7 protein-coding genes and 1 pseudogene are annotated in these 11,912 nt (G+C 59.9%); 5 read left to right on the plus strand and 3 right to left on the minus strand.

Features of this window, described 5'->3' with window-relative positions; all coding sequences use genetic code 11:
* Positions 1–32 precede the first annotated feature (32 nt).
* The 3 genes and pseudogenes from ACVW16_RS06380 to ACVW16_RS06390 all read right to left on the minus strand — a co-directional run.
* A pseudogene (locus ACVW16_RS06380) lies at positions 33–1,121 on the minus strand (O-antigen ligase family protein); the annotation flags it as partial.
* Positions 1,118–2,137: a glycosyltransferase family 2 protein gene (locus ACVW16_RS06385; protein ID WP_456802310.1), complete on the minus strand. Its 1,020-nt coding sequence runs from the start codon at positions 2,135–2,137 to the stop codon at positions 1,118–1,120. The gene ACVW16_RS06385 and the pseudogene ACVW16_RS06380, both read right to left, overlap by 4 nt.
* Positions 2,138–2,248: 111 nt before the next feature.
* Positions 2,249–3,553 carry a glycosyltransferase gene (locus tag ACVW16_RS06390; protein WP_456802311.1) on the minus strand — a complete coding sequence of 435 codons (1,305 nt, stop codon included), beginning with the start codon at positions 3,551–3,553 and terminating at the stop codon, positions 2,249–2,251.
* A gap of 525 nt (positions 3,554–4,078) precedes the next feature.
* On the opposite strand from ACVW16_RS06390, the gene ACVW16_RS06395 reads away from it, so the two are divergent.
* The 5 genes from ACVW16_RS06395 (at position 4,079) to ACVW16_RS06415 (ending at position 11,829) form a co-directional block, all read left to right on the plus strand.
* Positions 4,079–5,272, plus strand: coding sequence for a glycosyltransferase family 2 protein (locus ACVW16_RS06395; RefSeq protein ID WP_456802312.1), 1,194 nt, complete (start codon positions 4,079–4,081; stop codon positions 5,270–5,272).
* A gap of 95 nt (positions 5,273–5,367) precedes the next feature.
* On the plus strand, positions 5,368–6,222 hold the full coding sequence (locus ACVW16_RS06400; RefSeq protein ID WP_456802313.1) for a hypothetical protein: 855 nt from the start codon (positions 5,368–5,370) through the stop codon (positions 6,220–6,222).
* A gap of 1,490 nt (positions 6,223–7,712) precedes the next feature.
* Positions 7,713–8,273 carry a sigma-70 family RNA polymerase sigma factor gene (locus ACVW16_RS06405; protein WP_456802314.1) on the plus strand — a complete coding sequence of 187 codons (561 nt, stop codon included), beginning with the start codon at positions 7,713–7,715 and terminating at the stop codon, positions 8,271–8,273.
* Positions 8,274–8,299: 26 nt separating this feature from the next.
* The gene (locus tag ACVW16_RS06410) at positions 8,300–9,187 is read left to right on the plus strand and encodes an FkbM family methyltransferase (protein WP_456802315.1); all 888 of its coding nucleotides are present in this window, start codon (positions 8,300–8,302) and stop codon (positions 9,185–9,187) included.
* Positions 9,188–9,837: 650 nt separating this feature from the next.
* Positions 9,838–11,829 (plus strand): hypothetical protein, encoded by a 1,992-nt coding sequence (locus ACVW16_RS06415; RefSeq protein ID WP_456802316.1) that lies wholly within the window; start codon positions 9,838–9,840, stop codon positions 11,827–11,829.
* The last annotated feature ends 83 nt before the right edge of the window (positions 11,830–11,912 follow it).

The raw sequence follows: 11,912 nt of genomic DNA on the forward strand, positions 1-11,912 counted from the left end.
GCGGCCGAACCGAGCAACCAGAGGTACGCAGCCAGGCCGACAATGCCCATCTCGAAGAGGAGCTGCAGATACAGGTTATGGGCGTCGATCCCCGCAGGATCGGCAAGCGGAAAGAACTCGGGTGTCGACGTTCGGAACGAATCCAGCCCATGGCCGAGGATCGGCTGTTCGACGATCGATGGAATGGCGGATCGCCACAACGCTTCGCGCCAGGCGGCCGAATTGAACTGCGAGTTGGCATTGAGCTGTTTGAGGCTCTCGATCTCCTGGCCGTTCCCCAGATCAGACAGCCGGTCTGAGATGGGCGTCGGCGTAACGAGCAACAGCGGCAAGGCAATGAACCCGACCAGAAGCCGCCGATCCAGCCACACGGCATAAAACAGAAGCGTGAGGCCGCCTGCTGCCCACGCGCCGCGGGTCTTTGTGAATACGAGAAGGAGAATTAGGACCAGCATGTACAATGCGATCAGACAACGCTCGCCGCGCGGCCAGCGGCCGGACGGCGATGCCAAAACGAAAAGCGCCAATCCGATCAACAGCACCAGATAAAACGCGAAGATGTTGGGGTGCGTAAACGTGCTCGCCAGGCGAAAATCGTCGGCGTAGGAACCTCCCATCAAGATCTCCCAAACGCCATAGCCGGATGGAACGATGGACGAAGCGAAGATCAACAGCACGAACCGCCGAAGATCGGCCGGCGACCGAAACATGTATAGCGGCAGGACGAACATCGCCCAATTCGAGAGAATACCGACCGCCAGTTTCGCCGCGGACGTGAATTGTGGCGTGTAGAGTGTTGCGCCGAAGGTGACTATCAGAAAGGGCGCCCACATCGCGAAGATCGCGAACGGCACCGTCGACGGGCGCCGCACCATGTACAGAAGCGCGATCGCGATAACCAGAACATTGACGACCGCGCCGAAGCTAATAGTGGATCCTCCAAGGTCCGTGGACGACAGCCCAAATATCGGATCGCAGACGGAACGCGTAAGCAGGATGGCGAACACGACCCATCGCAACAACGTTTCCACGTTGCCCGACCGAATGGACGTTGCTGTGAAGGAGAGCGGCGCAAGCGCCGTTTTGGCGGGACAATCGAGGCCGGCGGTGTCGGTCATCATTGCAACGTTCCGGATCGCTGGTTGTCATGCCAGCCCCGATGATCTGGCCGGGTTCGCTCGCCCGCCGTTCGCATAGACCTCAGCCAATCCTCCGCTTCGTTCTTCCAGTCCGCGGGCACGGCGGCGGCCGCTCGCGCGGTACCGAGACGATCAGTCCAGCGAGGTGCAATCAGCGCTGCTGGTACGCGTGGCAGCTCCCGCCATAGTCGGTGCTTAACGACAAGCGATGCGAAGATCGAGGCCGCTCCTTGCCCTGATCCGGCGCGCAACAATTGCTTGGCGAGGTAGCGCTCGTGCGTCACCTCGGTCGAGCTTACCCCTTGCTGTGCAGCTATTGGAGCGTACCGGTCGACGATGATCGCACGGCCCGTACGCATGCGCTCGACGTCCATCGACATCGACGATAGTCCCAGTCGATAGGCGAGCAAAGGGCGATCGACCGCTACCAGCTGCGAATGCTGGGCCAACCTGATCCACAAATCCCAGTCTTCGGAACCCTGGAGCGTCGGGTCGAAACCGCCCACCCGCCGGATGAGATTCAGGTCCGCAATCACCGAAGAGCCGCTGGGGATGGTATTTTCTTGCAGCAGCTCCGAAAGAACCTGCCCACCTCTTACGCGATGATGCCCGATGATCTCTAGCCCGTCGTTGACCGCGACCAGGCCGGTGCAGGCCCACCCAGCCGCATTCGAGCTCAGGGCGCGAAGCTGACTGACAAGCTTGTCCGGCGCCCAGAGATCGTCATCATCGCAGAACGCGACCCAGCGCGCAGACGCGTGAGCTATCCCGGCGTTTCGGGCCGCGGACATGAGCTTCGGCCGTTCGTGATGAACAACCTTGATGCGCGCGTCTTGCGCCGCGCGACGATCGAGCCAGGTACTGGTCCCGTCGGTTGAGCCATCATTGACCACGACGACCTCCAGAGAGACCGCCTCTTGATTCAACACTGCTGCGATCGCTGCGCGCAGAAGGCGAAGCCGGTTATGGGTCGGGATGACCACCGTCACGTCTATCATGAAGCACCCGCCTCGCCGTCCGTTTCACGTCCATTGTCAGTCATCGGCTCGTGCCCCTCGCATGCATTGAGCGACCTCGTCCGGCACAAAGCCCTCATCGGTTCATCGTATCTACGCCGATGTGAAAGTCGCCGGTTGTACCGATAACGTTTCATCGACCGGGGCGATGCACGTCGGATCCGCGGGTGATGGAGCTGCCGTGTCGTTGCCGCGGAAGAGACCCGCCAGCTTACGGCACTCGTTAACGATGTCGTGCAACTCGATAGCCCGGTGTCGCGCGGCCTCCCCCATGGCTCGAATGCGGGAATCCGGCGCAATCAGGCATTCCCTTATTGCGTCCCGCAGCCGGCCCACGTGGCCTGCCGGAACGAGCCAGCCGCTTACCCGATCAAGCACAAGCTCTGGGATGCCTGCGACATAAGTCGCAATGACGGGCCTGCTGAGCGCCGCGGCTTCCATGAGAACGACCGGCAAGCCTTCTGCGAAACTGGGAAGAACCAGCGCCCTCGCACCCAGGATCCGCTCGCGAACCTGGGTGTTCGAGAGCCAGCCGGTGATGGCGACTTGCCCCTCCAGACCGAGTTCCTGGATTCGTCGCTCGAGCGCTGGCCGCAACGGCCCATCGCCAACGATCGTCATCTCGAAACGCAGGCCTTCGCGAGACAGTGCGGCAAGCGCATCGAGCAGGATCAGCTGCCCCTTCTGCTCACACAGACGACCGACGCTGACGAGTTGGGTGCTCGAGAGCTTGACGGGCGCAGAGGGTGACCAGAAAGGGGCATCGAGCCCGCAACGCACCAGCTTGATCTTCCGCCACTCCGCGGCGGGAACCCAGCGACAGATCTGGCTGATCGTGAACGAACTTATGGCGCAGACGAACGCGGCATGCTTGACCTTCTCAGATAGCCCAATGTACTCGGGCCGGTCGAATTCGTCGGGGCCATGAACCGTAAAGCTGTAGGGAATGCCGGACGCGAGGTGTGCGAGCATCACAACTTCAGCGCCATTGTTCCCGAAATGCGCGTGAAGGTGGCTGACCCGCTGTTCGAGCGCCCACCGGGCGAGAACCAAAGCTTCCATGAGATAAGCGAAATGGAAGAAGATTGGACGGTTAGAGCGGCGCATCATCCTCAGCGCACCACGAACCGCACTGAATAGCGCCGCGGGTCTGTGTATCAGCGGGGACACGAGCGCATAGACTAAGGCCAAGGCGCTTTCGTCGAGAATGTACCTGGTCCGCGCCTTCTCCCTCAGGTCTGCCGGATCCACGACCTCGCGCGAACGCCCCGGTAGATTCCTTCTAACAGATACCCGCAAGACTTCGATCTCACCATTGGCTTCGAGCTCGACGATTTCCCGTCGAATGAAGCTATGCGAGACCGCAGGATAGGCGGAAACGAAATAGCACAACTTCATGCCCTGTCCCACTATGCGCCTGAAAGTCGATTATATAATTGAGATTGCATTCCATGCGTTTCCGCATTTTCTCCGCCGTGTCCGTCTCTCCACGTAAACCGTTCACGTGGGCGCATGCTTGCCGCCGTGGCGGCCCCAAAAGAAGCGTGTCCGTTCCGATTGCGGGAAATCGCTGCCAGCCGTGGCACAGGCCGAATTGTAGTGTCCAAGGGACCGATTCCGTGATGTTGGCCCCGATATCCGCCTGCCGAAAAGATCACCGGGCCCTATAAACGCGCCCGAAGGGCATGACGTTCGCTCTGCATGCAGGCGGCCGGCGTGGGGCGAAATGCGCACCAGGTTGCGTATTTGATCTCGTGGCTCTCGCATTGAAACGACGAACGGCTCTCAGTGCGTCAATCCGCACGGCCTATCGATCGATCCGACACTTCATCCCGTGCGTCGTGGGGCATGCAATCTGCCGCAAAGGGAACAATGCGGCCGCAACGTGGGGGCAACACCGCGCATTAATTTCGAGTCGGAGGGTTGACCAGAATCATGTTTGAATTAGCTAATTCACTGCTAGTACTGCTGGCGTTGCTGATCTTGATGCAGGCGTTGCTGCTGTTTGCCCAAATATCGGCATCAAAATTTAGCGCGCCCGAGCCCATCTCCATCGCGAATTGTCCCCGCATTGCGGTGGTCGTGCCGGCTCACGATGAAAGCGCCGTCATCGGGCGCGCAATCCAGTCGATCAGGGCGCAGTTGCCTCCGGCCGGGCGTTTGCTCGTAGTCGCCGACAATTGTACCGACGATACCGCACGCCTGGCGATGAGGTTGGGCGCCGAGGTGATCGAGCGGCGAGATACGATGCGCGTCGGCAAAGGTTATGCCTTGGATTGCGGCGTACGGTTCCTGGCACGAACCGATCCGCCGGATGTGGTCGTGTTCGTCGATGCCGATTGCGTGGTCAGTGCCGGCACGCTCGACAGTCTTGCGCGGCTCAGTCTCGCCTCCGGCAACCCGGTGCAGGCCAGCAATGTCGTGCTGTTTCCACCGTCGGCCGGGTCGCTCCAACGCATCGCGCAGTTTGCATGGCGCGTGACGACCGGACTGCGGCCGCTTGGGTCGCGCTGGCTCGGCTTGCCGTGCCAGTTGATGGGTACGGGCATGGCTTTTCCCTGGTCGGTGATCAGCACGGTCGATCTCGCGACCGGCCACCTCGCTGAGGATAAAAAGCTGGGCGTCGAACTGGCGCTTGCCGGGAAGGCGCCAATCTTCTGCTGCGATGCGCAGGTGACGAGTTGGTTTCCGGCTGGAAGGAATGCAGAGCAGCGACAGCGGCTGCGATGGGAGCTTGGACATCTGGCGATGATCAGAGACTACGTCCCGCGGCTCCTGGCGCACGCGGTGTCACGCCGGAGCGCTTCGCTGGCCCTTTTTGCGCTTGACCTTTCCGTCCCGCCGTTGGCGCTTTTCACCTTGCTCCTGGGTGCCGCATTGTGCGTCGGCTTTGCTTGGCTTGTCGCAACTGCTCACGCGATGCTGTTCGTAATCGCCTCGTTGTCGGCAGTTCTGTTTGGCTGCGGCATCGCGCTCGCGTGGTGGCGAGCTGCCCGAGATATCGTGTCGCCACGCGACTTGCTGGCCGTACCGGTCTATTGTGCGTTAAAGGTGCCCACTTTGGTTCACTTCCTTACCAGACGCCCACTGGACTGGATCCGAACGGAAAGGTCATGAGGGTTTGGTCGGATCGCGAGGCTTGCTCCAACCGCGTGCGCGCCGCGCGGCCCCTAGCCGGCGTCGTCGCCCTGGGGGCGGTATGCTTGTGCGTCATGACGGCGGGATTTTCTCCTGTGGTGTCACTATCGCGGGGCGGATTTGTCCTCGGACAGCGGCCATTTTCGCCGTCATCGTCCTGGAACAGGCCGGTCGGGGCCGACGCGGCATTTACCAAGCTCAACTGGCCCGCGCCGAATGGATACAATTACAGCGTGGCATGGGAGAGCTATTCTCCATCGATCCGCCAGGGTTCGGCCTCGGATCCCCTGGTATCGGTAGCCTACCCGCCCGGTTGGGGTTACGTGGGCGGTTTAATCCACGTCCGAATGCCGCTTGAGGCCAGTGGCGCCGCCGGTACGGACGGTGAACTGCTCGTGATCGAAGGTGAAGTCATTCATAATTTCTGGCAATTCAAGCGACAGGGCGTGCATCTCGCCGCAGCTCAATCGTATGGCGCGGCAAACCTTCTGAAGGACAGCGGCTGGGGAGAGCGACGCCGAGGTGCGGGGATCACGGCTGCGGGGTCGAGCCAACTGGCCGGTCTTCTTGTCCAAGCCGAGACGGACAGCGGCGAGATCGAGCACGCACTGCAAATCTCGATTGAAAGGTCGCTCGCCAAACCAGGCCATAGCGGCGAAGCGATCGCATCGGATGGCACGAATCCCACCGGGATTATCCAGGAAGGGGATCGACTGGCTATTCCGCCGAATATCAACATGCCAAGCGACTTGTCACCCCTGGGCCAGAAGGTATTCCGCGCTTACCAGAAATTCGGCGCCTTCGTCGTAGACGTCGCGGGCGGAGTAACCAACCTGCGCGCCCAGGCGAACGCGTACGACGAGCAAACGATAGCTCGCCTCCGGCACGATCTCCTCAAGCTTACACCTTTGCTCGAGCGCGTTCAATGATGTGACCATCTCGCCGCGCGGTCCGCGGCACAGACCGGATCGATGCCGTCAAACAGCAACTCCGGAAACTGCCGGTCTCAATGACCAGCGGCTGGCCGATCGATCCATTCTTGATGCTACGCACCTTGTTCGGCCTCCTGGCGAGCTGCGTAACAGCAGGAGCAATCATTCGCAGTAAGGGCCGCATTAAGTCGGCTGACGACGTACCTCAACTGGCAATGGTTACAATTTTTGGGCACCATATCGTATTCGCTTTACCTGATCCACAACCCAATAACCGGTGCGACCTTCCGATTGGGAAACGGCTGATTGGCGACGGTTCCCTTGCAGAGGTCGTCATCTGGTGCGTTTCGATAGCCGCCTGTATAGGCGTTGCCTACCTCATGTGGCGGACGATCGAGCGCCCTAGCATGGCGTTATCCAGAATGCTTTTCTCGCGCGCACAAGCTTCACCAGACAAGCCTTCACTTGCGCGCGTTGTATAACCGCAGGCCATCCAATATGGAGAGGCCGGCGATTGTCGACGTCGTCGAGCACTGACCATGCCGACGTCGGATAAGCGCTTTGAACGACGCCGGGATCGACGCGTGGCGGGAATCCCGCAAATTGTAAAAGCTCCAATCACGCCGAGGAGGCATGGCGAATTCGAATGGATCGATTATCGTCGTCGCGGAAGGGAGAATGGAGGAAGTACCCCGGACGCAGTACCCTGCATTTTCGTCCGCCTAGTTGCTTTTCGTACTTGCATGTGCGGTCCGGCACTGCGGATATTTTTCACTAAAGACGATGCGATCCCAACCTGACATGCTCTTCGCAATCGCTCTAGATCGTCGAGGCCGCGCTCTTGGCTGAGGTTTATTCAGTCCAATCAATGGAAGACGATAGGTGTTGAAACGCACGGCAGCGGCCGAGCTGCTCGGTCTCTCCTTCGACGCCGTGACAATGGACGCTGCGGTGGCTCGGTGCCTTGACTTCTGCTCGGGCCCACGCACCTCGCGTACTGTGATCACGGCCAATGCCTCGCATCTTTGTCGTGGGCGTGGGCGGCAGCTTTGACGTGTTGGCAGGTTTCATCAAGCGAGTCCGCGCTGGGTGCAGTCACTCGGGATGGAGTGGTTCTGGCGGCTCACCCTTGGGGGCGCCGCAGTGCCTTCGCGCAGTCCAGGGCCCTACTCGGGATGACGTATCCACTCTGAGTACCACCGAATTCGCGAGTGGCGGCAAAGCACAGCGAAAATCGGCATGGTACAAAGGGGTCCCAGGCTGCTTTCGAGCACCCGACGATCTAGCCTTACTATGCAATGGAGTAAAGCAATATGGATGCTCGTCGCGAGACCCGCGTCACGACCCAACCAGCAACTTTGACCGCTTCCAGTAAATCAGCGCGTTGGACGCCGAGCCGCCGGCGCGGGACTCGATCACGCATCAATCTTCGGGCTGGCTCTGAAAACCTGCCGTCGGACTATGATTGCGAACGACAGGAGCGGCCCGTGCTTCGCGATCCGGACTCTGGACGAAGTCGGCCGTCCCTTGCATCATCGACGCGGGACGAAATTCTGGCGGCCATCCCGGGCTTGCGTGCCTTCGCGATGTCCCTTTGCCGCAACATCGACCGCGCCGACGATCTGGTGCAGGAAACCCTGCTGCGTGCTCTCACTAATATCAATTCCTTCCAGCCTGGCACAAACCTGCGCGGCTGGTTGACCACCATCCTGCGCAATCAGTATCTATCCGAGGCTCGTAAGCATCGCCGGGAAGTGGAGGACACAACGGGTCATTACGCGGACACGCTAAGATCGCTTCCCGAGCAGGACGCCCGGATAGCATTGGACGAATTCCTCGCGGCACTTGCGACGCTTCCTCCCAATCAGCAGGAAGTGCTTATGCTCGTCGGCGGCTTGGGACTTCGGAACGAAGAGGCTGCGGTAATCTGCGGAATCAGGGTGGCGACAATCCGAAGCCGTATCTATCGGGCGCGAACGCGGCTTAAGGAGCTCCTCCGAACGATCGACAACGAGGTTGATCCGGACGGATCACCCGCTCTGTTCTAAATCCAGTTCGCATGAAAGATCACCCCATGAGCATGCTTGCGATCGATCTGATTTCGGGCATATACCGCAGGCTTCCGATAGTTAGCGGGCTAACACCGCTAGCCTTTAATCCGGCGATGAATCTCCTATTCAAGAGTGCGCCGTCAAACGCGTTCGCCACTTTGCATGACGGTGCGCCTATTAATGTAGCTATGAATGACTATCATGGCCGCATTTTATACCTGTTTGGGACCAATGATCCGAAGGTCCAGCAGACGGCGGTTGCCCTTTTAAGGCCAGGAGATGTCTTCCTGGACATCGGCGCGAACTATTCAACGATCGGACTCTCGGCATCGCATGTGGTGGGGCCAACCGGGGCCGTCCACCTTTTTGAGCCTCAAAGAAGGATATCGAACTCCGTCGAGCTCGCCATCAAGGCGGGGCACTACACAAACGTTACCCTGCATCGCGTCGGACTTTTGGACCGTGATGCCACTCTCTCGCTTCGGTCTCCCGACCATCACTCCGGAAGGGCTACGTTCGCTCAGCACGGGACAACCCCGACTTTTGACCATCAGGAAGTATGTGAGGTTCGCGCAGTCGACACCTATGTCGATCCATTGGTACGTGGTCGACCATTCGGCGCAAAACTGGACATAGAAGGTTCTGAACCCAAGATTATGCCTTGGCTGCTCTCGCAACGAAATCTTGTGTTTTTGATCTTCGAGGCGGCTCACAATCAAAGGCAGTTGTATGATGAGGTTAGGGATCTAGGATTTTATCTGTTAGGTTTGAAGCGGCACCCTCTAAAGATGCGCTTGGTGCGAGTTGACGATTTTTCCGAAATGAAAGCCTTTCATGATCTCGTGGCAGTTCGACCAGCAGCTGCCCTACAGAAAGAACTGCATCCACGCTTGCTCAAGCTCGTTCGATGACGGTTGTAGACGCACGCGAAACAGAGCGTGGCTCGCCCATTTGGATTGCAATCCTCCACATATCACGGATAGCACCGCCGGTCTGGTTTGACCGAGGTCGCAAGGCTCGCACGCGCGGCTGACGCCGCTCCCCAATGTAGCAATCAACGAATGATGCCGCTGGCGTTCAGTAGTCCGGCACACGGCGCGCGATTCAGACTCAATCAATCGTGTTGTCGCGCGGCTCTCCGCCGCTGCGCACGCGCGGTTCATCTCTCTTGCGGGGGCCGTCGTGCCGACAGCCGATCCAACCTCTGACGCCTGCTTCTGAACCAAAGAAGACTGAGGTGCTCACCTACCAGATGTTGCTATCCCGGCCACACTTGGGGCAGGTATTGCTTCCACATATGTGCGCGCATAAATCACATTTTGAAATTTTTTTTGCCATACTTCCTAATTAACCACCCGACCTAGCAGTCGGGGGGGCCAGCTTCCAAAATTTCCCACTGCTTTGAATCCGCTCGCGGTTCGAGACTGGTTGCGCCGAAATGCGCTCGCGGTCGAACACTGTGTTGCGTTGGAATCTGCTCGCGGCGTGCGAGCATGCGATATGTCGTGCACTTCAGTGCGCGGCAGTGGAATTTTGTTTACCCAACTAAAGGAGTGCCACCTTGACTTTCAACTTGGCGACCTCACCGTTTGCGGCGACGTCTTCGTGGAACACGCCGGTCAACAGCAATGCGACCTATACCCACCTCAATTGGTATCCATCGACGGGCTATAATTACGGGGCGTCTTGGAGCAGCTATTCGCCCTCGGTTTACGTCGCCTCGTCGACCGATCCTGTCGTTCAAGTCAGCGTTCCCGCGACCTGGGGTTGGCCGGGCGGGACGGTCAGTGTTCACATGCCAACCGCCGCCAATGGTGCGACCGGCACAGACGGCGAGCTCGTCGTCGTCGATGGCGATATCGCCTACAATTTTTGGCAGTTCAATCGAACAGGCGCGACGACCGCGACGGCCAAGGCGTACGGCGAATCGAATGTCGTGACAGGTACCGGCTGGGGCACGCGCTCACCATTCCTGAGCGCGGGGATCACGGCCTCAGGTTCGAGCGAACTCGGCGGGCTTCTGGTCCAGGCCGAGACCGACACAGGCACGATCAATCACGCGCTCCAGCTCACGGTCGATGGGAGCCTTGTGAAGTCGGGATTTACGGGCAGTGCCATCGCCTCCGATGGCGGCTCCAGCACCGGCATCGTTCAAGAGGGTGATCACCTGGCGATCTCGCCCAATACACCGATGCCAAGCGGGCTGTCAGCTCTCGGGCAGGAGGTATTCCGCGCGATGCAGAAATACGGCGCCTATGTAGTCGATGTCGCTGGTTCGGGCGGTGCTGCCATCCGCGTTCAGGCAAATGCCTATAACAGCACGACGATAAACGCCTTGTCGCACGACATGGGGTCGATCGCGCCAATGCTGGAGGAGATCACGGGCGGCACCCCGACAACGTCGGGCACTACTACCTCGACTTCCGGTGGCACGACATCGTCGGGCACTACTACCTCGACTTCCGGTGGCACGACATCGTCGGGCAGCACCACCGGCTCCACGTCGTCGGGTAGCACCACTGTCACCGATCCAACTGGCACCACTTCCTCCGGCACCACGTCCTCGGGTAGCCCTACCGCATCGGGCCCGACGACGCCACCCTCGATACCGTCAGTGACCAGGCCGGTCCTCACCATTGCGGATCACTCGCTCACGGTGGGCGGGAGAGGCGGCACAGTGGATCTTGGGGCCAAGGTGACAACGACCGATTCAAACGATCTCGTGACGGTGAACATCACAGGGTTGCCGAAATATGAATCGATCACTGACAAGCTCGATGGTCAAACATTCCGCGGAAATAACATCACGTTGACGGCCGCGCAGGTCGACAGCGGATTGGAGCTGACATCGAGCTATCGCGGCGGCGGCCATCCGGTTGCGACACTTAGCCTAACGGCAAGTGCGAAGGATCCGTCAACCGGCGCAGTTTCAACTGCTTCGCCGCAGACCATCACCGTGACCGATCCTCGACCCACGGCCGTCACGACCACCACGTCGTCGCAACAGCACCACGTCGCGACGGACCAGCAGCATGCTGCTACCACCACCACGACGGCCGCGATGCCGACGTCGCCACACACGATCGGCTCCGCGGTTCATCACCACCACCAGCACCACCAGCACCACCACCACCACCACCACCAGCACCAGCACCACCACCAGCACCACCACCACATCGCGATGGATCATCAGCATGGTGATACCACCACGAGGGCCGTGACGCCGACGCCGCCACTGACGATCGACACTGCGGTTCATCCGCAGGCGACCGCTGCGAATACGGGGTCCTTGGCAAGCCGGGGCTTTGCGCTGCTCCAACAGCATTTTGACCCGGCCACCAGCACTCTGGCAACGACCACGCCGCAGTCGATTGCTGCGGCGGACCATCCGATTGCGACCGGCATGGCGTCCTCGGCAAGCCAGAGTTTTGCGCTGCTGAACCAGTATCTGGCCGGCCACACCGGCCATGTGGATGCCGGTCAGATCGTGTCGGCTGTGTCGCAAGCGATTGGTTTGAGTCACGAACCGTTGCTGGCCCGACCGCAACATTAATGCCGGCCCGCACCCAGGCCCGGCGCCTGGGTGCGGCACCGTCGATCTGAGTGAATGCATGAGAAGGAACCACGTCCGCGGTC

It is taken from the genome of Bradyrhizobium sp. USDA 4474, assembly GCF_054057515.1.